At 73.5% G+C, this 19,213-nt stretch carries 21 protein-coding genes; 15 read left to right on the top strand and 6 right to left on the bottom strand.

Going from position 1 to position 19,213, the window contains the following annotated elements; genetic code table 11:
- Positions 1-98 precede the first annotated feature (98 nt).
- The 8 genes from CFP66_RS25150 to CFP66_RS25185 all read left to right on the top strand — a co-directional run bounded on the left by CFP66_RS25150 (position 99) and on the right by CFP66_RS25185 (position 8,759).
- Positions 99-1,115, top strand: coding sequence for an ornithine cyclodeaminase family protein (locus CFP66_RS25150; protein WP_094927631.1), 1,017 nt, complete (start codon positions 99-101; stop codon positions 1,113-1,115).
- Positions 1,112-2,530 (top strand): dihydroorotase family protein, encoded by a 1,419-nt coding sequence (locus CFP66_RS25155; protein ID WP_143517376.1) that lies wholly within the window; start codon positions 1,112-1,114, stop codon positions 2,528-2,530. Before CFP66_RS25150 ends, CFP66_RS25155 begins: the two co-directional genes overlap by 4 nt.
- Complete coding sequence (locus CFP66_RS25160; protein WP_158228207.1) at positions 2,527-3,861, top strand: MmgE/PrpD family protein; 1,335 nt, start codon at positions 2,527-2,529, stop codon at positions 3,859-3,861. Before CFP66_RS25155 ends, CFP66_RS25160 begins: the two co-directional genes overlap by 4 nt.
- 73 nt (positions 3,862-3,934) lie before the next feature.
- On the top strand, positions 3,935-4,888 hold the full coding sequence (locus tag CFP66_RS25165; RefSeq protein WP_094927634.1) for a dihydroorotate dehydrogenase: 954 nt from the start codon (positions 3,935-3,937) through the stop codon (positions 4,886-4,888).
- A gap of 16 nt (positions 4,889-4,904) precedes the next feature.
- Positions 4,905-6,188: an MFS transporter gene (locus CFP66_RS25170; protein WP_094927635.1), complete on the top strand. Its 1,284-nt coding sequence runs from the start codon at positions 4,905-4,907 to the stop codon at positions 6,186-6,188.
- A gap of 14 nt (positions 6,189-6,202) precedes the next feature.
- Complete coding sequence (locus tag CFP66_RS25175; RefSeq protein WP_094927636.1) at positions 6,203-6,694, top strand: hypothetical protein; 492 nt, start codon at positions 6,203-6,205, stop codon at positions 6,692-6,694.
- A complete protein-coding gene (locus CFP66_RS25180) occupies positions 6,691-7,944 on the top strand; it encodes a Zn-dependent hydrolase (RefSeq protein ID WP_094927637.1) in 1,254 nt (417 codons plus the stop codon). The genes CFP66_RS25175 and CFP66_RS25180 overlap by 4 nt, the downstream gene beginning before the upstream one ends.
- Entirely contained in the window at positions 7,941-8,759 is an 819-nt protein-coding gene (locus CFP66_RS25185) for a dihydroorotate oxidase electron transfer subunit (RefSeq protein ID WP_094927638.1), read from the top strand. The genes CFP66_RS25180 and CFP66_RS25185 overlap by 4 nt, the downstream gene beginning before the upstream one ends.
- Here CFP66_RS25185 and CFP66_RS25190 read toward each other — a convergent pair.
- Entirely contained in the window at positions 8,666-9,967 is a 1,302-nt protein-coding gene (locus CFP66_RS25190) for a multidrug effflux MFS transporter (RefSeq protein WP_094927639.1), read from the bottom strand. The two genes, CFP66_RS25185 and CFP66_RS25190, sit on opposite strands and share 94 nt — an antisense overlap.
- An 82-nt stretch (positions 9,968-10,049) precedes the next feature.
- On the opposite strand from CFP66_RS25190, the gene CFP66_RS25195 reads away from it, so the two are divergent.
- Both CFP66_RS25195 and CFP66_RS25200 read left to right on the top strand, forming a co-directional pair.
- Complete coding sequence (locus CFP66_RS25195) at positions 10,050-10,529, top strand: MarR family winged helix-turn-helix transcriptional regulator (RefSeq protein ID WP_094927640.1); 480 nt, start codon at positions 10,050-10,052, stop codon at positions 10,527-10,529.
- Positions 10,530-10,914: 385 nt separating this feature from the next.
- On the top strand, positions 10,915-11,349 hold the full coding sequence (locus CFP66_RS25200) for a hypothetical protein (RefSeq protein ID WP_094927641.1): 435 nt from the start codon (positions 10,915-10,917) through the stop codon (positions 11,347-11,349).
- Positions 11,350-11,356: 7 nt separating this feature from the next.
- Here the strand turns inward: CFP66_RS25200 and CFP66_RS25205 are convergent, their stop codons facing one another.
- Genes CFP66_RS25205 through CFP66_RS25215 form a run of 4 tightly spaced genes read right to left on the bottom strand, consistent with a single transcriptional unit; the run spans position 11,357 to position 14,150 of the window.
- The gene (locus tag CFP66_RS25205) at positions 11,357-11,686 is read right to left on the bottom strand and encodes a GNAT family N-acetyltransferase (RefSeq protein ID WP_094927642.1); all 330 of its coding nucleotides are present in this window, start codon (positions 11,684-11,686) and stop codon (positions 11,357-11,359) included.
- A 38-nt stretch (positions 11,687-11,724) separates the two neighbouring features.
- Positions 11,725-12,606 carry a slipin family protein gene (locus tag CFP66_RS25210; protein ID WP_094927643.1) on the bottom strand — a complete coding sequence of 294 codons (882 nt, stop codon included), beginning with the start codon at positions 12,604-12,606 and terminating at the stop codon, positions 11,725-11,727.
- Between the two features lie 25 nt (positions 12,607-12,631).
- On the bottom strand, positions 12,632-12,793 hold the full coding sequence (locus tag CFP66_RS48015) for a hypothetical protein (protein ID WP_158228208.1): 162 nt from the start codon (positions 12,791-12,793) through the stop codon (positions 12,632-12,634).
- A gap of 49 nt (positions 12,794-12,842) precedes the next feature.
- Positions 12,843-14,150, bottom strand: coding sequence for an FAD-binding oxidoreductase (locus tag CFP66_RS25215; protein ID WP_094927644.1), 1,308 nt, complete (start codon positions 14,148-14,150; stop codon positions 12,843-12,845).
- A gap of 398 nt (positions 14,151-14,548) precedes the next feature.
- Between CFP66_RS25215 and CFP66_RS25220 the strand changes: the two genes are divergently transcribed.
- The 3 genes from CFP66_RS25220 to CFP66_RS25230 all read left to right on the top strand — a co-directional run bounded on the left by CFP66_RS25220 (position 14,549) and on the right by CFP66_RS25230 (position 17,268).
- Positions 14,549-15,052, top strand: a complete 504-nt coding sequence (locus CFP66_RS25220; protein ID WP_369805153.1) for a GreA/GreB family elongation factor — start codon at positions 14,549-14,551, stop codon at positions 15,050-15,052.
- Positions 15,053-15,296: 244 nt separating this feature from the next.
- Positions 15,297-15,884, top strand: coding sequence for a hypothetical protein (locus CFP66_RS25225; protein WP_094927646.1), 588 nt, complete (start codon positions 15,297-15,299; stop codon positions 15,882-15,884).
- A gap of 145 nt (positions 15,885-16,029) precedes the next feature.
- The gene (locus tag CFP66_RS25230) at positions 16,030-17,268 is read left to right on the top strand and encodes a CdaR family transcriptional regulator (protein WP_094927647.1); all 1,239 of its coding nucleotides are present in this window, start codon (positions 16,030-16,032) and stop codon (positions 17,266-17,268) included.
- 18 nt (positions 17,269-17,286) lie between these two features.
- Here the strand turns inward: CFP66_RS25230 and CFP66_RS25235 are convergent, their stop codons facing one another.
- Positions 17,287-17,745: a MarR family winged helix-turn-helix transcriptional regulator gene (locus tag CFP66_RS25235; protein ID WP_094927648.1), complete on the bottom strand. Its 459-nt coding sequence runs from the start codon at positions 17,743-17,745 to the stop codon at positions 17,287-17,289.
- A gap of 124 nt (positions 17,746-17,869) precedes the next feature.
- Here CFP66_RS25235 and CFP66_RS25240 point away from each other — a divergent pair, with 124 nt between their 5' ends.
- A complete protein-coding gene (locus CFP66_RS25240) occupies positions 17,870-18,154 on the top strand; it encodes a DUF3040 domain-containing protein (protein WP_158228209.1) in 285 nt (94 codons plus the stop codon).
- Positions 18,155-18,201: 47 nt separating this feature from the next.
- Positions 18,202-19,194 carry a universal stress protein gene (locus CFP66_RS25245; RefSeq protein WP_143517377.1) on the top strand — a complete coding sequence of 331 codons (993 nt, stop codon included), beginning with the start codon at positions 18,202-18,204 and terminating at the stop codon, positions 19,192-19,194.
- Positions 19,195-19,213: the final 19 nt, after the last annotated feature.

Genomic DNA, 19,213 nt, shown 5'->3' on the forward strand with positions numbered 1-19,213 from the left:
CAGACACCGCCCCGCCTTGACAAGCCCGTGGCGGTCTTCCATGCTCGCTCCCCACCATAGTGGAAAGAAGTTTCCACTACTGACCGGTCTGGAGGAACGTGCCTCGGATCCTCGACGACGCCGTCGTCGACCACCTGCTGCCACCGGCCACCGCCGCGGCGTCCGTGGGCACGGCGTTCGACCTCCTCGCCGCCGGCACCGCGCACGACCAGCCCCGGGAGCGGAGCGCGGCCGGCGGCATGACGCTCAACGTGATGTCGGCGATCGCCCCGACGCTGGACGCCGCGGTCGTGAAGTCCTACCCGGTGGTGCGCCGCGGCAGCAGCCGGGCGAGCCTGATCACGGTCCTGGTCTACGCGCACCGGACCGGTCAGCTGCGCGGGCTGCTGCAGGGGGACCTGCTCGGCAAGCGCCGCACGGCGGCGGCATCGGCGGTGGCCGCCCGCGCGATGGCCCGCCCGGAGAGCGCCACGGTCTGCTTGTTCGGTACCGGCTTCCAGGCGCCCGCGCAGGTCACCGCGCTGGTCGAGGTGCTGCCGGAGCTCGACGCGGTGGTGGTCGTCGGCCGCAGCGCCGAGCGGGCCGAGGCCACCGCCGGGGTCCTGCGCGAGGCCCATCCCGGGCTGCGCGTGGAGGCGGAGACCGATCCCGCGCGTGCGGTTCCCCGGGCCGACGTGGTGGTCACCGCGACAGGCGCCGCCGAGCCCCTGTTCGACGGCGGTCTGCTGCGCCCGGGCACGCACGTCACCGCCGTCGGCAGCAACGACGCGCGGCGCCGCGAGCTCGACGCCACGGTGTTCCGCCGCGCTGCACACGTGGTGGTCGACTCGGTCGAGGTCGCGCGCAGGGAGTGCGGTGACCTGCTGGCCAACGGGTTCGACCCGGATGCGGCCACCGCGTTCGCCGCGGTGCACGCAGGCCGCGTCCCCGGCCGTTCCGCTCCGGACGACATCACCGTCTTCGAGTCGCACGGGCTCGCGCTGCAGGACCTGGTCTGCGCCGTGGCGGTCCTCGACGCGGCCGACGCCGCCGGCCTGGGAGCGGTCGTCGGCCCCGAAGCCTGGCCGCTCCTGTCCCACACCACTCCCACCGATCCTGGAGGAGAGATCCATTGAGGTTGCACCTGACCAACGGCCGTCTCGTCACACCGGCCGGCCTGCTGCACGGTGACGTGCTGTGCGAGGACGGCGTCATCGCCGGGATCATGGACGCAGGCGCCCGGGTGGACGCCGACGAGCGCTACGACGCGGGCGGCAAGCTCGTCCTCCCCGGGTTCATCGACCCGCACGTGCACTCCCGCGACCCCGGGATGACGCACAAGGAGGACTTCGAGCACTCGACGCGGGGAGCGCTCACCGGTGGCGTCACGACCGTGCTGGAGATGCCCAACGCGATCCCGCCGGTGGACTCCGCCGAGGCCTTCGCGGACCGTCGGGCCCAGCACGAGCGCAACGCGTGGACCGACTTCGGGCTGTGGGGGCTGGCGCTCGGCGAGCCGAACCTCGACCAGATCGGGCCGATGTTCGCGGCCGGAGCGGTGGCCGTGAAGCTCTTCTGGGGCTACGCGCTGCACCGCGAGACCCGGTCGCTGGTCTACAACCTGGGTGACGAGGCCCCGGAGAACCTGCTGATGCCACCGCCCAACGGGCAGGTCATGAACCTGTTCCGGGAGGTGGCCCGCCACGGCGGCCTGCTCGCGGCGCACTGCGAGGACAAGGACGTGCTCGCCACCAGCCAGGAGCAGCTCGGGCACCCCATCGAGAGCTACGAGGACCTGCTGGCCGCGCGGCCAGCCGCGGCAGAGGCCACGACCATCGCCATCGCCACCGAGTTCGCCAAGGCCACCGGCTGCCGCTTCCACGTGGTGCACCTGGCGTCGGCGGCAGGCCTGGACGCCGTGCGTTCCGCCCGGCAGCGCGGGGTCCGGCTCAGCGCGGAGACCTGCCCGCAGTACCTCACCCTGACCGACGCCGACTACCCGCGCGTCGGTCCGGTGATGAAGGTGTACCCGCCGGTGCGCTCGCAGGACGACCAGGACGCCCTCTGGGCGGGGGTGGCCGAGGGTGCGATCGTCTCCCTCGGCTCCGACCACGCCCCGCACACCGTCGAGGAGAAGAGCCGCGGGTTCGCCACCCAGCCGGCCGGTGCCGTGGGGAGCGAGACGTTCGGCCCGGTGCTCCTCGACGCGCTGCTGCGCGGCAAGACCACGGCGAGCCGGTTCGCCGAGATCACCGCGACCGAGACGGCCAAGCTCTACGGGCTCTACCCGCGCAAGGGCGTGATCCGCCCGGGCAGCGACGCGGACCTGGTGGTCGTCGACCCGGACGCGCGGCGCACCGTGCGCAACGAGGAGCTGATCGCCAAGCAGCCCGTGAGCCCCTGGAACGGCTTCGAGCTGCGTGGGGCACCCGTGGCCACGGTGCTGCGCGGCGAGGTCGTGGTGCGCGACCGGGAGATCGTGGCCCCGCGTCGCGGCCGCTTCGTCGCCGCCGACCACACCGGTGCGGACGCCACACCGGCGACGCGGTGAGCGATCAGGGCAGCGACGCGGGGAGCCTCGCGCGCGCCGTGTCCGTGGCGATCACGCAGGCCATCCGGTTGTCCGCCGGTCCGCTCCCCGAGCCGGTCCGCCGGCACGCGGTCCACGTCGTGGCCGACACGATCGGCGTGAGCCTGGCCGGTGGGCGGACCGCGGAGATGGTCCGGCTGCGGGAGTCGCAGCTCCCGGGCGGGGGAGGGGCCACGGTGCTGGCGCCCGGCGCCGCCCCCGCGTCGCCGGAGGAGGCGGCCTTCCTCAACGCGACCGCCGGGTCGTTCCTCGAGCTCGACGAGGGCATGCGCCCGACCGGGCACCCGGCGATGCACGTCGTGCCGGCTGCTCTCGCGGCGGCCGAGGTCGAGCACCGCTCGGGTGCGGAGCTGCTCGGCGCGGTCGTCGCCGGGTACGAGGTGACCGCCCGGTTGTTCACCGCCTTCCGGCTCACGCCGCCGACCCACCCGCACGGTCACCTCGGTGGCGTGGGCGCGGCGGTCGCGGTGGCGCTGCTGCTGGGGGAGGACCCCGTCGCCGTGGCCACGATCGCCGCGACCACGCCGACGATCCCGGTCTGGAACGCCTGCTACGAAGGCGCCACCGCCCGCAACACGGCGATGGGGCTCGCGGCGCAGAACGCGCTGCGGGCGGTCCGGCTGCACCGGGCCGGGTTCCGGGGGTCGCCGGAGTCGGTGGGTGCGCTTTTCGGCCAGGTGACGGGCCGGGTCGTGGACGTCGACGCGCTCACGGGTGCGGTCGATCCCGCACGGCCGGCGATCCTGCGCAACTACTTCAAGCGGCACAGCGCCTGCGCGCTCACCCACGGTGCGATCGACGCCGTGCTGTCCCTGCCGGCGGTGCCGGTAGAGCAGATCACCGCTGTGGAGGTGCAGACCGTGGCGAACAACCTGAAGCTCGACCGGCAGGCGGCACCGAACGACCTGTCCGCGCGCTTCTCGCTGCCCTACGCGGTGGCGGCCGCGCTGAGCGCGCGGGCTTCGGACGAACCCGCGGGCCTCTCCACGTTCGACTACCGGCCGGCGGTCGCGGAGCTCGCGCAGCGGGTGAGCGTCGGCGTGGACGACGAGCTCGAGCGCCAGTGGCCGCAGCACTCGCCGACCCGGGTCGTCGTGCACGCCGGGCAGCGGCTGGAGGCGTCGGTGACCGACCCGCGCGGTCACCACCACGATCCGTTGACCGCGGACGAGCTCCGGCGGAAGTTCCACGTCCTGGTGGGCGCATCGGGGGAGCGGCTGTGGGACTCCCTCCTCGCCCTCGACCGGACCCCCGACGTGGCCGCGGTCCTCGCGCCGCTGCGAGGCATCTGACGCCCGAGCGCCTTGACAGGCGTCCGGCTGAGGGGCACTCTTCGCCCTTCGAAACTGGAAAGAGGTTTCCAGAATGACAGCACGGATCGACGGAGTGGTCGAGGACGTGCCGGAGGACGCCCGACCGGTCGACCTCTCGGTGCGGCTGGGCGACCTCCCGCTCGCCAACCCGGTGATGCCCGCCTCCGGGTGCTTCGGCCCGGAGCTGGCCGACCTGCTGCCGGTGCACCGCCTGGGCGCCGTCGTCACGAAGACGGTCTTCGCGCAGGCGCGGCCGGGCAACCCGGCGCACCGGCTCGCCGAGAGCGCGCAGGGCATGCTCAACAGCGTCGGGATCCCGAGCCCGGGGACGGCGGCGTTCGTCCGGTCCGGGCTGCCCGCCTACCAGCGGCTCGGCGTGCCGGTCGTGGTGAGCGTCGGTGGCCTGTCCGAGCGGGAGTACTGGCAGGTCGCCGAGGCGCTCATCGGGTGCCCGCACGCCGCGCTCGAGGTGAACGTGTCGTGCCCGAACCTGGAGCGGGGCGGCCAGACCCTGGGTTCCGACCCCCGGGCACTGCACCGCGTCGTGGCCGGGGTCGTCGTCCGGAGCGCGGTCCCGGTGCTGGTGAAGCTCGGTCCGGACCTGACCGCCATCGACACGGCCGCACGTGCGGCCGAGGACGCCGGCGCGACGGCGGTGACCGTCTGCAACAGCTTCCCCGCGCTCGCCGTGGATCCGGGGAGCCGCCGGGCGAAGCTCGGCCACGGCACCGGCGGCCTGTCCGGCCCGGCGATCAAGCCCCTCGTCCTGCGGATGGTCTGGCAGGTCGCGCAGGCCGTGCGCATCCCCGTGATCGGGTGCGGCGGCATCGGCACGGCGCAGGACGTGGCCGAGTACCTCGTCGCCGGGGCCACGGCAGTACAGGTCGGGACGGCGACCTTCGCGCGGCCGTTCGTGATGACCGAGATCCTCCGCGAGCTCCCGGCCCTGGCGGCGGAGCTCGGGGCCACCCGCCTCTCCGACCTGGTCGGCACTTCCTCCTTCTGACATCAGGAGCCACTTCATGGACGTTGACGACGACGCCGCGAACCGTGCGGCCCCGCCCCGGTCCACCGGTGCCGGACCCGGCGACGAGCAGGTCACCCCGTACGGCCGCAAGGCCGTCTTCGCCGCCACCCTCGGTTACGCGATGGACGGCTTCGACCTGCAGATCCTCGGGTTCGCGCTACCCGCGATCACGCTGAGCCTCGGGCTTTCCACCACCGAGGCCGGGTGGCTGGCCACGATCACGCTGATCGGCACGGTCGCCGGGGCCATGGTCTTCGGGGCCCTCGCCGACCGGTACGGCCGGGTCAGGATCCTGACCTACTCGATCGTGCTGTTCGCGGTGTTCACCGCGCTGACCGCCCTCTCGCAGGGCTTCGTCGAGATGGCGATCTTCCGGTTCATCGCGGGGATCGGGATCGGCGGCGAGTTCGGCATCGGCATGGCGCTGGCCGCCGAGGCCTTCCCGGCCCTCAAGCGGGCCAGGGCGACGTCGATCGTCGGCGTCGGTTTCCAGCTCGGTGTCCTGCTCGCAGCGATCATCTCGGCCCCGGTGATCACCTTGTGGGGATGGCGCGGCCTGTTCGTCATCGGCGTCTTCCCCGCCGTCGTCGCGGCGGTCTTCCGGCGCCGGCTGCACGAGCCGGAGGCGTTCCTCAAGCACCGGGAGGACGCCGCCCGCGAGAAGCCCCCGAACCCGTACCGGCTGCTGGTCGCCGACCGCAGGATCGCGAAGATCAGCCTCGGGATCGTGATCATCTGTTCGGTCCAGAACTTCGGCTACTACGGGATCATGACCTGGCTGCCGACCTACCTGTCGAAGCAGATCGGGCTGAGCCTCACCGCCTCGGCGACGTGGACCGCGGTCACGATCGGCGGCATGATCTTCGGGATCCTGCTGTTCGGTCAGCTCGCCGACCGGATCGGTCGCCGCAAGGCCTTCTGGATCTTCCAGGCCGGTGCCTGCCTCGCCTTGTTCGGCTACAGCCAGCTGCAGGCGCCGCTGGCCGTGCTCGCGGGCGGGGCCGTGATGGGGATCTTCGCCAACGGCATGCTCGGCGGTTACGGCGCCATCATCGCGGAGAACTTCCCGACCGCGGGCCGCGCGACCGCGCAGAACGTGCTGTTCGGGATCGGTCGGGGTGTCGGCGGGTTCGCGCCGCTCGTCGTCGCCCTGTTCGCGAGCGCGTACGGCTTCGCCGCCGCGCTCAGCTTCCTCGCCCTGATCTACATCGTGGCGATGGTGGCCATGGTGCTGATCCCCGATCGGCGGGCCGAGCCGCTCGACCCCGCCCCCCGTTGAGGAGGAGTACGTCCATGGCAACCACCGGCAACGCCCCTGCGATCGCCGCGCTGAACGCCGTCGGGGTCGCCCCCGACACCTACGGGCCCACGGTCAACACCGCGCGCTCACCCCGGGACGTGGAAGTGATCGGCGAACGGCTGGCCGGCCGGATCCGCGACCTCGCCGCCGGGCCGCCGCGGGCACTGGTCGTCTGGGACACCAGCGACGAGGCGGTGCTCGCCCACGTGGTCGCCCGGAGCCTGGGCGTCGCCGTGCTGCGGACCTCCGAGGTGGAGGGGCGCCTGGAACTGGACCGCCACCTCGAGCCGGGGACCCCGGTCGTGCCGATGGCCACCCAGTGGGTGGACCGGCGGCTGGCGACGCTGCGCAAGCTGCTCGAGAACCGGGGAGGGCAGACCGTCGCGGTGGCGGCAGTGCTCGGCTCCGCGACGCTCGCCGAGGTCCGCGACGTGCCCACCGCCGCGCTCGGGGCCCTCGACGAGACGACGGGGCTCCTCTCGTGAGCCGGCTCGCCGACCCCGATCGGCTCCGGGCACTGCTGGACACGTTCGCCGCGCTCTCCGAGCCGGACTCCGGACCGGGCGTCACGCGCCTGGCCTACACGCCCCTCGAACGCGACGCGCACGCGGTGTTCGCCGCCCGGCTGGCCGATCTCGGGGCCGTCGTCCGGACCGACGCGGCCGGCAACACCCTCGCGGAGCTGGCCGGGACCGATCCCGCCGCCCCCGCGATCGGGACCGGTTCGCACCTGGACAGCGTCCCGAACGCGGGGAGGTTCGACGGCATCGCCGGCGCCGCCGCCGCGGTGGAGACGGCGCGGTTGATCCGCGAGCACGAGGTCGCCCACCGGCACCCGCTGCGGTTCGTGGTGTTCGCCGCCGAGGAGGGCGCCCGCTTCGGCCAGGCGTGCACCGGCAGCCGCATCGTCGCCGGCCTCACCGGACCCGACGATCTGCGCGAGAAGCGCGACGCCGAGGGAGTCTCGCTCGCCGAGGCGATGTCCGCCGTCGGGTTCGACCCCGCCCTCGTGGGCGACGCCCGTTGGGACCCCGCGGACTGGGCGGGGTTCGTGGAGCTGCACATCGAGCAGGGTGCGGTGCTGGAGTCCGAGGGCCGCCGCGTCGGGGTCGTCGACACCATCTCGGGAAGCACGCGGTTGCGGTTCGAGCTCACCGGCCGGGCCTCGCACAGCGGCGGGACACCGATGCACCTGCGTGCCGACGCCGCCGCGGCGGCCGCCGAGATCGTGCTGCTCGTGGAGTCGGTCGCCACGCACGCGGCCGCCGGCGGGACCCGCGCGACCGTCGGCCGGATCGACATCGCGCCGGGTTCGATCACGACGATCGCCGGCGCGGCGAGCCTGTGGGTGGACGTGCGCGGCCTGGACCGCGGGGAGCAGCAGCGGGCCGCGGCGGAGATCGTGGAGCGGGCCGCGGCGGCCTGTGACCGGCGGGGCGTGGGCTTCACGTCCCACCCGCTGGCCGAGACCCCGCCGGTCCCGCTGCCGGCGGCCGTCCGCGACGTCCTCGTCGCCACCTGCGCGGACCTCGGGATCGACCCCACCGTCCTGGCCAGCGGGGCCAGCCACGACGCCCAGCAGGTCAACCACGTCACGCCAACCGGGATGATCTTCGTGCCGAGCCGGGACGGGATCAGCCACGACCCCGCGGAGAGCACCGACATCGACGACCTGGCGCTGGGCACCACGGTGCTGGCCGCGGGCCTGCTGCGCCTCGACGCCGAGCTGCCGTGATCTTGGAACCGCTCGCGCCCGCCGACCGGCCGGTCCCCACCTGGTGCGCGGCCGAGGTCCTCGTCAACCGGCACCACGCCGACCGCTACCAGCACCTCCGCCTCGCGGCGCCGGAGATCGCGGCGGCCGCCCGGCCCGGCCAGTTCGTCATGCTCACCGCGGCAAAGGGGCACGCGGGCGGCCCGGTGCTGCCGCGGCCCATGGCGATCTACTCCTGGGACGCGGGCGAGGGCGTGATCGACATTCTGTACGCCGTGGTCGGGGACGGCACCCGGGCGCTGGCGACCTTCACCCCGGGCGAGCGCATGGTCGTGGTGGGACCGCTCGGCCGGGGGTTCGACATCCAGCCCGACACCGGCAAGGTCCTGCTGGTCGGGCGCGGTATCGGCACGTGCTCCCTCACCGGCGTGGCCCAGGAGCTCGCCGGGGGACCGGCCGAGGTCGTGGCGGTGACCAGCGGCCGCGATGCGGGAGCCGTCATCGGGGCCGACCTGTTCCGGACGCACGGCGCGGCCGCCGTCCGCGCCGTCACCGACGCCGAGGGCAGCAGCGGCGTCGAGCGGCTGCGCGCCGATCTGTGCCGCGAGCTGGACGAGCACCCGCCCCAGCAGATCCTGACGTGCGGGTCGGACCGCCTCGCCCGGCTGAGCGCCGAGCTGGGTGCCCGCTGGGGCGCCACGGTTCAGGTCTCGGTGGAGGCGCACATGGCCTGCGGCCTCGGCTACTGCCACGGATGCGCGACCGGTCCGCTCGACGGTCCGCTCGAATCCCCGCTGGTCTGCAGGGACGGACCCGTGTTCCGGCTGGCGGGCTGAGTAGCGGGGGAGTCGGCCGTCCGCCGGGGGAGGACGGCGAAGGCGATCGCCGCGAGGAGGATCGCCACGGTCATGGCCACGCCCATCGGTACGGCGGACTCCTCGCCGGCGAGCCCGACCAGCGGCGACACCACGGCGGCGAGGGTGAACTGCAGGAAGCCCAGGAAGGCCGACCCGGTGCCGGCGTTCCGATCGGTCTCGGCCAGCGCGAGCGTGGTGGCGTTGGAGAAGATGAAGCCCAGAGATCCCTGGAAGCACGCGAACAGGACGAGCGAGGCGACCGTGGGCATCCCGTTGAGGGCGGCCAGCAGCAGCCCGATGCTTGTGAGCACGCCCACCGCGAGCCCGGCCATGATCATCTTGCGGTAGTCCGCCCGGCCCGCCAGTGCGGCCGCGACGGCGCTCGTGCCCGTGATGACGAGGGCGTTGACGCCGAAGACGATCGTGTAGGTGCCCGTGGACATCCCCATCACGTTCTGGATCACGAACGGCGAGGCGGAGATGTAGGCGAACAGCGCGGCGAACGCGAAGCAGAACGTGAGCAGGTAGCCGACGTAGGAGCGGTTCGCGAGGGCGGTGCGCGCGCCGGCGACGGTGGCCCGGAAGCCACCCCGGGTCCGGGTCTGCTCCGGCAGGGATTCCGGGACGAAGGCCAGCACCCCGGCGAGCATGACGACGGTCAGTGCCCCCTGGACCCAGAACACGGCGCGCCAGTCGAAGCTCGCGATGATCGCGCCGCCGGAGAGCGGGGCGATCACGGGGGCGATGACGCTGATGACCATGACGACACCGAGGAGCTTCGCCGCGGCGGTGCCGCGGGCGGTGTCGGCGATGATGGCCCGGGCCAGGACGACGCCCGCCGCTCCGCTGAGGCCCTGGGTGAAGCGGGCCGCGCCGAGGACCTCGATGGTCGGGGCCAGGGCGCATGCCGCGCTCGCGACCAGGCAGACGAGGGAGCCGACGACCAGGGGGCGCCGACGCCCGATGGAGTCGGAGAGGGGCCCGATCATGAGCTGGCCGAGGCCGAGCCCGACCAGGAAGGCGGTCAGCGTCAGCTGGATGCCGCTGGCGCTGCTGCCCAGGTCACGGGCCATGTCAGGGAAGGCCGGGAGGTACATGTCGGTCGCCAGCGGGGCGACCGCGGTGAGGAGGGCGAGAACGGCGACCAGGGACCCGGCGACAGGGCGGGAGGTGGAGGAGTCGGGCATCGAGGCTCTTCCTGGAGACAGGCGAATGTTATGGAGGCATATATATGATGACATAAGGACATCACGTGGCTAGGGTCACGGCATGAGTGCGGGTCGTGATCCATCGGCGGGCACGCGCGAGCTCGCGACCGTCCTGCGCGACCTGGCGTGGACGATCGGGCGGCTGGTCCCGGAGACCACGGGCCTCGACCCGTTGCCCATCACCGAACTCGTCGTGCTCAAGCACATCCAGGCCGCGCCGGGCATCACGGTGACCGAACTCGCCCGGCAGTTGAGGATGCAGCAGAGCAACACGAGCACGGCGGTGCGAGGGCTGGTCGAGCGCGGCCTCGTCGCGCGCGAGAGCAGTCCGGCCGACCGGCGCGTCACCATGCTGGTCCCCACGGAGAAGTCGGCGGCCGCGAGCGAGCTCGTCGACACGGTGTGGTCGGGCACCATTCGCACGGCGATGACCGGGCTCGCTCCCGAGCAGGTCGCCGCGCTCGAGTCGGCCGCGGGCGCGCTCCAGGCGCTGGACCAGGTGCTGCGTACGGAGCGACCGCCGTCGCAACCGCACCGCTGACCGAGGAGGCACGGTCATCTCGCGGTGATCGTTGCCGGCCGCGCGCCAGTGCTGTCAGCACGCGCTGCTGTGCTGCTCGAAACGATCGTGGGGCCGGCGTAGCGGGGTGATCGGCGTTCGGGTGCAGAAACGGCGATATACGGCCGCCCGTGCGCCCAACTGGTGATCACGCCGACGGGTCGGCCGGTCTGCCACCGATCCACGCGGTGCTGTCACGTTCTGTGAGGGTGTAACGACTCGGCGTGTCGATGCGACATCAGTTCGCCCCACTTACGTCGCGGCGCCGCGCCAGCTCCCCGGTCGGCCCGGCAGTCGCCTTGCGTCAGGAGTTCCGTGCGTAGGCGCGGTGCCCCGTGCAAGCCCCTCCGGGAAAGGACCGTTTCCGGTGAATCCGACACCTCGGCGTGCCCTCCAGTCGGCCGCCGCCCTGTGCGTCGCGGCGGCGCTCGCCGGCTGCGGTGTCGCCGCGCCCCAGGCGCCGGTCGGGCCCTCCGTGCCGGACGTCGTCGAGGACCCGCTCGACCTCGGGAAAGCCACGCTCCGGGCCGCGAGCTTCACCGGCCGTCCCCAGGACCTGCTGGGCGGGCGCAGCGAGCTCGTGGACGGCAACTGGATCATCTGCACCCAGGACCCGGAGCCCGGGCCTGCCGCGGAGGGCACGGTCGTCGAGCTCGGCGTCGTGAAGGACGTCGAGGCGTGCCCCGGCTCGGTGCCGACGGCGACGCCTCCGACGGCCACCACCCCGCCGGCCACCTCCGTGGCCGCGGTGCGGCCGCAGCCCGCTTCGCAGCACGTCCCGCAGCCCGAACCCGCGCCGTAGGTGCGTGTCAGGAGTCCGGGGAAGGGGGCTCGACGAGCCCCGCGTACCGCGGGTTCCGCTGCACGTAGCCGGCCAGGTACTCGCAGACCGGCCGGATCCGCAGATCGCGGTCGCGCACCGCGTCGAGCGCTCCCGCGGCGAGCTGACCGGCCAGCCCGCGCCCCTGGAAGTCCTGGTTGATCTCGGTGTGCTCGAACACGATCACGCCCGGCAGCATCCGGTACTCGAGGAAACCCGCGAGCCGGCCGCCCGCGGTGATCTCGAACCGCGAGTGGTGAGGGGCGTCGCTCACCTCGACGGTGGCATCGGTGGTCTGCTCGCTGGTCTGCTCGGGCATCGTCGGCCTTCCGGGTCGGGGTCGGGGCGGGTGGACGGTCAGGCCACGGTGGCCGCCGCCGGGGGAACGGGGCTCGCGTTGCCGTTGGTCGCCACGGCTGGTGCGGCCTCCTCCGGTGTCACCGCGGCCGTGACGTGCGCGGCGGCCGTTCGGACCTCGGCGGGGGTGGCGCTCTCGAGGAAGCGCAGGAGCTCGACGGGGAAGGGCAGCACGAGCGTCGAGTTCTTCTCGGCGGCGACCTCGACCACGGTCTGCAGCAGGCGCAGCTGCAGCGCGGCGGGATGCTTGGCCATCACCTCGGCGGCCTGGGCCAGCTGCTCGGACGCCTGCAGCTCGCCGTTGGCGGTGATGACGCGCGAGCGCCGCTCCCGCTCGGCCTCGGCCTGCCGCGACATCGACCGCTTCATCGACTCCGGCAGGACCACGTCCTTGATCTCGACGCGGTCGATGTGGACGCCCCAGCCGACGGCCGGGCTGTCGATCATCAGCTCGAGGCCCTGGTTGAGCCGCTCCCGGTTGGACAGCAGGTCGTCGAGCTCGCTCTTGCCGATGATCGAGCGCAGTGAGGCCTGCGCGACCTGGAGGATGGCGGAGGCGTAGTCCTGGACGTCGACTGCGACGCGCACGGGGTCGACGACCCGGTAGTAGACGACGGCGTCGACCCGGACGGTGACGTTGTCGCGGGTGATGCCGTCCTGGGCGGGGATCGGCAGGGTGACGATCTGCATGCTGACCTTCTGCATGCGATCGGCGATCGGCGCGATCAGGGCGAGCCCGGGGCCGCGGGTCTCGGGGCGGACCCGGCCGAACCGGAACACCACGCCCCGCTCGTACTGCTGGACGACCCGGATGCTCGTCGCGGCCCCGGTGAGGACGAGGACCGCGATGACGATCAGGACGCTGACGATGAGCACGACCATGTCGATCCTCCGTTCCGGGCTCCGCTCACCGGGTCCGGTGAGCGGTCTCGCCGAGCACGTCGGCGAGCACGGCCGCGGCGCTGATCTCGACCGCGCGGGTGGCGGTGAGCAGCGTGAGCCGCATCTGCTGCGCGATCTCCGCGAGGCCACGCGGGCTGTTCGTGTCCCGACCGTTCGTGTCGCCCACCGCGGGCCTCCTGTAGCGCGCCGGAAGCTCTATCGTAACACGATATAACTCAGCGCAGCGGGTCGAACGGTGACAGTGCCGGCGGCGTCCTGCCGGTGACGATGGCCTCGGCCAGCAGTTGCCCGCTGAGCGGGCCCAGGGCGATGCCCCACATGCCGTGCCCGCCCGCCGCGAACACGCGCGGGGAGGTGGTCCGGCCGACCAGCGGGAGCCCGTCGACCGTGCAGGGGCGGGATCCGACCCATTCGTCGTGGCGCTTGCGCAGCTCGAGGCCGTGCAGGAAAGGGCGGACGGCGTCGACGACGGCCTGGGACCGGCGCGGGTCGAGCGGCTCGTCGGGGTGGCGGAACTCCATCATCCCGGCGACGCGCAGCCGATCGCCCAGCGGTGTGCAGGCCACCCGCTGCTCGGGCAGGTAGACCGGGCCCGTGGGCATCTCGCGGACGGGCACGCTGAAGCTGTAGCCGCGCCCGGCCTGGACGGGGCGGACCCCGAACCGGCGGGCGAGCTGGTCGAGCCAGGCTCCGGTGGCGAGGACCGCCGCGTCGAACCGGTGGTCACCGTGATCGGCGCGCACGACCACCTGGTCGCCGAGGTCGGACACGTCGCGGACCGCCCGGTCCTCGAGGATCGTCGCTCCCCGCGCCCGGACGGCACCGGCGAGGGCCCCGACGTAGGCCGGCGGGTCGATGTAGCGCTGCCCGTGCAGCCGCACCGCCGCGCCGACGTGTTCGGTCAGTACCGGATCGAGCCGGCGGGCCTCGGCGCCGTCGAGCAGCTCGAAGTCGATCTTCTGCCCGGCCGACAGGACCGCGTCGAGCTCCTCGAGCATGCCGCGCCTTTGCGTGCTGCCGCGGAAGCACACCAGGAACGGGTCCGCCTCCCGGGTCGGCGCCGTGACGCCGCCGGCACCCAGCTCGTCGTAGGCGTCGAGCGCGCGGTCGTTCACCGTGACGTAGGCCGCCATGGCCCGACGCCACTGGCGGGTCGTGCACCGCCGCGCGAAACCGAGGAGGAACCGCCACAGGCGCACGTCGGCGCGCAGCGGCAGGTACACGGGCGAAGTGGGATCCATGACCGCGCGAAGCCCGTACCCCAGCACGGCCGGTTCGGGGAGCGGGGTCGTGAGCGCCGGTGTCAGCCACCCGGCGTTGCCCCACGAGGAGCCCGCGCCGATGTGCCTGCGCTCGAAGACCGTGACCTCGGCCCCGCGTTCCTGCAGGAACCAGGCGGTGGCGAGCCCGACCATGCCGCCGCCGACGACCGCGACGCGCCGTGCGTCCCGGCGTTCGTAGTGGATCTCCTCCAGCGGGCACGACCAGCGCTCCCGGCGCTCCCCGCACTCCTGCGATGTCATTTCGTCTCCACCGGTGCTCTCCTGTTCGCGTGCCTCACCAGGTGGACGCGCGCATCTCCACCGTCCGCGGGGGAGCCGGCGTTGTCGGGGGTGGGGGACGGCGAAGTTCGCCGGCTGGTCGTTGCCACGCCTCGGCAACGTCACGGTGCCTCGCGGCCCCGAACGAGAGCCTGCGCTTCCGGCTGTGCGCTCATTGCCCGGTATCGGCAACTGCCGACCGTCCCCGCATTCCGTTGTCCGGCAACCTCTCGTTTTCCGGCGGAATGCTGCTTGACGTCGTCGTATGGTGGGTTGTGAGCGCGGTCCTCGACGGGCCGTGCTCGTTCTCATCTGGGCGCCGCCACCCTTCTGGGTTCATTCCGAATGCATCCGGCGCCCGATCCGGATCGAGGAGCACGATGATGACCGACACGCAGCAGGTATGGCTGACCCGGGACGGCTACGAGCGGCTGAAGAGCGAGCTCCTCCAGCTCACCAGGGAGCGGGCCGGTGACATTCCTGAGGGTGCGCAGTCGGGCGTCGGCAATGCGGGACGGGACGGATCCGACGAGCAGGGCGGTGCCGTTCGGCGGGAGCGGAACCAGCGGATCCGGAAGCTGCAGCAGATGCTGCAGGATCCGGTGGTCGGGCAGGAGCCGCCGGACGACGGGATCGCCGAGCCGGGCATGGTGCTCACGATCGCCTACGGTGGTGGCGAGGACGACGAGGAGACCTTCCTGCTGGCCGAGCGCGAGCAGGACGCCTACCCCGACGTCGAGATCTGCTCGCCGGACTCCCCGCTGGGCAGGGCGCTCGTCGGGGCGGCGGAAGGCGAGCAGCGCGAGTACCAGCTGCCCGATGGCCGGTCGATGAGCGTGACGCTGGTCCGGGCCGTCCCGTACAGCCCCGCAGCGGCGATCTGAGGAAAATCGCGGTCCTGCCGAGGCTCGGCAACCTGAGGGCCGTCAAGTTGGCCGACATGTCCTCCTGTCGGCAACGGCGCGTGCAGGCACTGTGGGAAGTGCCCGGCAACAGCGGGCGTGGGCATGCAGGCCGTCGGCCCCCTTGCGGACGGCCTGCATGCCCTTCTGTCGGAGTTGTGGACGGCTTCCCCGGGTCTCGCGTGATCGGGTCCGTGGGGCGTCCGGTACCGAGCGGGGGTCTGTGATGACGGTGGGTTCCAGCGTCGAGGAGCAGGTCGAGGCGCAGGTCGGCGCGCAGCCGGTTGCACCGCACGATCGGGACAGGGGCGTCGGCGACCGCGCCACCTGCCCGCCCGCGGCGCCGGTGGTGTGGGTTCGGCAGTTGCTCGGACGGGTGGTCCTCGGCCCGCAGATGCAGCACCTCGGGCACGTCCGCGACGTCGTGGCGCAACGGCGGGCGGGTGGCGCCTGCGTGACGGGCGTGATCGTCGACATCGGTGGCCACCGCCGCTTCGTGCCCGCGTCCGCGCTCGGTGACCTGCAGCGCGGGCCGGTCGTGCTGCGGGGGTTCTCCACGCGGCCTGCCCGTGCCCGGCGCCCCGACGAGCGCCTCCTGGTGCAGGACGCGTTCGGTCGGACGATCATGACCGGGGCCACGGCCACGCGGTCCCGCATCGGCGACATCGCCCTGCGGCGGACCCCGTCCGGATGGGTCGTCTGGGCCGTGGACACGCGGGGCGCCGTCCCGCGACTGCTCGGGGGCCGCCGTCGCCTCGTCGGATGGGACGCCCTCGGGAGGCGGACCCTGGCCGCGTCCGCCGGGAGGCGTTGACCGCGATAGTGCGCCCGCCCCCTTGCCGGTCCCTGGCAGGTGAGCGGGAGGGGATACCCTGAGGGCGGCCGCTCTCATTGCCTGGCATCGGCAAACTCGATCACGGCCCCACCGGCGAGAGGCGGTGTGCGAGAGGAGTCAGGACATGGGACAGGGACACGCGCGGCCCGGCTCGGCGGCGATCTGCGAGGACGGCAGCGCCGACGCGGCATGGTTGAACCGCGTGGCCCAGGAGGCGAGTCGCGGCGCCGGGGGTGTCCCGGTGGAGCTGCTGGGTGATTTCCTGTCGTTGCTGGCCGATGCCGCCGCCACCGGGCGGAAGCCGGAGCGCGCGGAGCTCGACGCCGTCGGCCTGCTGGGGCGCCGCGCCGCCGAGCTCGGCGTGTCGGCCGGCAACGCCGTGCAGCTGTACCTCTCCGCGTCGTGGCGGCTGTGGCGGGAGCTGCCCGCGGTGTCGAAGTCGAAGGACGGCGCCTCGGTGGGGCGCGCCGCCGAGGCGGTCATGCGCGCCGTCGACCGTGCCGTGGCGAGCCTGGCCGAGGGTTACAACGTTGCCCGCCGGGAGATGGTGCAGCGCGAGGAGACCCTGCGCCGGGAGCTGATCGAGGACCTGCTGCGCGGGGACGCCGACGTCGGCGCGCTCGTCGAGCGCGCGGAGCCCTTCGGCATGGATCTGGGCCAGGCCCACCAGGTGGCGTTGGCCCTCCCGACGGGACGCCTCGGCGACACCGACGCGGCGATCAGCTCGCTGGAACGCGCGGTCGTGCAGGGCGTCGGTGATCGGGACGTCCTGATCGCGTCCAAGGACGGGTGCGTGGTCGTGGTCGCGCCGGGCGAGCCCGGCCGCCAGGGTCCCCGCAGCGGCTCGCCCACGACGCTGGGGGAGCTGATGCACGCCGAGCTGCGCCGCTCGCCGCGCGGTGCCCCGTGGCGGATCACGGTCGGCCGCCCGTACCCGGGCAGCTACGGCATCGCCCGGTCCTACGAGGAGGCGCGGGAAGCGCTCACGATGGCGCTGCGGCTGCAACTCGACACGGCCGTCGTGCGCGCCGAGGATCTCCTGATCTACCGCGTGCTGCTGCGCGACCAGCCGGCGATCACCGATCTCGTGCAGACGGTGGTGACCCCGCTGGCCAAGGCGCGCGGTGGCGCCGGGCCGCTGCTGAGCACGCTCGACGCGTACTTCGCGTCCGGCTGCGTGGTCACCGAGACCGCGCGCAAGCTGCACCTGTCGGTGCGCGCCGTGACCTACCGGCTCGACCGCATCGCGTCCCTCACCGGGTACGACCCCGCCGAGCCCGCGCAGCGGTTCACGATCCACGCGGCGGTGCTCGGCGCCCGCCTGCTCGGCTGGCCGCAGCGTGAGCTCGCCGACCTCACCTGAGGCGGCTCGCGCCACCGCTCAGGGGGTCTTCCCGTCGCGTTCGGCCGGTTCGTCGTGCCAGGCGGGCAGTGCGAGGTGGGAGTCCATCCGGCGCAGCTCGTCGCGGTGCAGGGCGCTGAGCCGGGCGAGGATCTGCTCCCCGTCCACGGTCAGCTGGACGCGCACCGCGCGCGCGTCGTCGGGATGCGGTAGTCGCTCGACGAGGCCCTGGCCCTGTGCCCGGTTCACCAGCTCGACGACGCTGTGGTGGCGCAGCTGCAGGCGGTCGGCCAGCTCCCGCACCGTCGCCCAGTCGCGGCCGGGGAAGCCCTTGAGCGCCAGCAGCAGCTGGTACTGCTGGGGGGCGAGGCCGTGGCTGCGCACGGTCTCCTCGCTGAAGCGCAGGTAGCGGCGGATCCCGAAGCGGAACCGGGCGAGAGCCTCGAAGTCCTGCTTCGTGAGCGTTCCTGATTCTGTCCGCACGTCCTCGGCCCCCACGTCCCCATGACACCACGCAGCGCGCCATGGCTGCTCCACCGACGCGAACTATATCGTGCCACGATACATCGTGTTACGATGAGTTTTGTGCCGTATGGCCGTCTCGGTCCCCAGGAGGTGCGTCATGCTCAGCGATCGTGAACGGGAGACGTTGCGCGAGCTCGAACTGCGGATCCTCGACCAGGACCGCCGGTTCGCCCGGTCCTTCGAGGCGCGTGCGCGGCGCCTGCCCTCCGGTTCCGCGACCGGACCCGGTATGCGGATCTTCCTCATCGTCGGGATGCTGGTCAGCGCGCTCGCCCTGGTGGTCGGATCGCTGGGGTTCGCCCTGGCGTTCGCCCTCGCCACGGGCCTGATCTGGCTGGTGTGGCGGCTCGACGACGCCGTGCCGCCCCGGCCGTCGTCGTGAACGGCCCGGGAGCGGGGGCGTCGCCCGGCCGTGCACGTCCGCCCGTCGTGGTCGGGATCGACGCCGCCGGCTCCGCGGGCGCTGCGGTGGAATGGGCGGCCGCGGAGTCCGCCACCCGCGGGTGCGGGCTGCGGATCGTGCACGTCTTCCGCCCGTCGCTCCCCGCCGACCCCTACGGCGTCGTCGCCCCGATGGACAGCTACCTCGCCGCGCATGCCGCGGCCGACGCCGTGCTGGCGGAGTCGGTCGAGCGGGCCCGGACGGTGGCGTCGGACATCGAGGTCTCGGCGCACCTGCTCGGCGGGACCACCCTCGGGGCCCTGCTCGCCGAGGCGGGCCGGGCGCGCCTGCTCGTGCTGGGCAGCCGCGGGTTGTGCGGGCTGCGGGCACTGCTGGCCCGGTCGGTCTCCGCCCAGGTCGCCGCACACGCGTCCGGGCCGGTCGTCGTCATCCCACCCCCGGCGGACGGGGTGCGGCCTGCATGGTCGCCGCCGCGCGTCGTCGTCGGTGTCGGGAACGGCGGCTCCTGCGCACCCGCCGTCGGGTTCGCGTTCCGGGCCGCCCGCCAGCGCGGCATCCCCCTCGTCGCGGTCCACGCCTGGACGCCGGACGTCCCGGCGGACCTGGAGGCGGTGCACGCGCCCGCGTCCGTCGCCGAGGCCGTCGGGCGCCGGACGCTCGAACGCGCGCTCCAGCCGTGGCGCGCGTCGTTCCCCGACGTCGAGGTCGTCGCCGAACTCGTCCGCGGCGAACCGGCCCGCACCGTCGGCGCCCGGTCCCGCGGCGCCGCGCTGGTGGTGGTCGGGTCGGGGCACCGGGGGCACGTCCGGGCCGCGGTCCTCGGGTCGGTCAGCCGATCGGTGCTGCAGCACGGCGGCAGCCCCGTCGCGGTGGTCGGGGACGTGGGCCGCGATCCGGCGCCGACGCCGCCGTCGCGGGAGGCTCCGCAGGGCAACCGGGCGGCGCCCTCGTGGGTGCGGGCGACCGGGAGCGTGCTGCGCGAGGCGCGCCACGCGTTCGGCAGGCGTGCGTCTCCCTGAGCGGTGAACGCGCGCGTCG

The organism is Pseudonocardia sp. MH-G8, from assembly GCF_002262885.1.
Lineage (GTDB): Bacteria > Actinomycetota > Actinomycetes > Mycobacteriales > Pseudonocardiaceae > Pseudonocardia.

What these genes read in the sequence shown, in the direction of transcription:
- CFP66_RS25165 (WP_094927634.1), top strand. Translation starts at nt 3,935, where the DNA reads ATGACAGCACGGATCGACGGAGTGGTCGAGGACGTGCCGGAGGACGCC.
- CFP66_RS25170 (WP_094927635.1), top strand. Translation starts at nt 4,905, where the DNA reads ATGGACGTTGACGACGACGCCGCGAACCGTGCGGCCCCGCCCCGGTCC.
- CFP66_RS25210 (WP_094927643.1), bottom strand. Translation starts at nt 12,606, where the DNA reads ATGGTCGTGCTCATCGTCAGCGTCCTGATCGTCATCGCGGTCCTCGTC.
- CFP66_RS25175 (WP_094927636.1), top strand. Translation starts at nt 6,203, where the DNA reads ATGGCAACCACCGGCAACGCCCCTGCGATCGCCGCGCTGAACGCCGTC.
- CFP66_RS25215 (WP_094927644.1), bottom strand. Translation starts at nt 14,150, where the DNA reads ATGACATCGCAGGAGTGCGGGGAGCGCCGGGAGCGCTGGTCGTGCCCG.
- CFP66_RS25225 (WP_094927646.1), top strand. Translation starts at nt 15,297, where the DNA reads ATGACGGTGGGTTCCAGCGTCGAGGAGCAGGTCGAGGCGCAGGTCGGC.
- CFP66_RS25195 (WP_094927640.1), top strand. Translation starts at nt 10,050, where the DNA reads ATGAGTGCGGGTCGTGATCCATCGGCGGGCACGCGCGAGCTCGCGACC.
- CFP66_RS25230 (WP_094927647.1), top strand. Translation starts at nt 16,030, where the DNA reads ATGGGACAGGGACACGCGCGGCCCGGCTCGGCGGCGATCTGCGAGGAC.
- CFP66_RS25205 (WP_094927642.1), bottom strand. Translation starts at nt 11,686, where the DNA reads ATGCCCGAGCAGACCAGCGAGCAGACCACCGATGCCACCGTCGAGGTG.
- CFP66_RS25220 (WP_369805153.1), top strand. Translation starts at nt 14,549, where the DNA reads ATGATGACCGACACGCAGCAGGTATGGCTGACCCGGGACGGCTACGAG.
- CFP66_RS25240 (WP_158228209.1), top strand. Translation starts at nt 17,870, where the DNA reads ATGCTCAGCGATCGTGAACGGGAGACGTTGCGCGAGCTCGAACTGCGG.
- CFP66_RS25190 (WP_094927639.1), bottom strand. Translation starts at nt 9,967, where the DNA reads ATGCCCGACTCCTCCACCTCCCGCCCTGTCGCCGGGTCCCTGGTCGCC.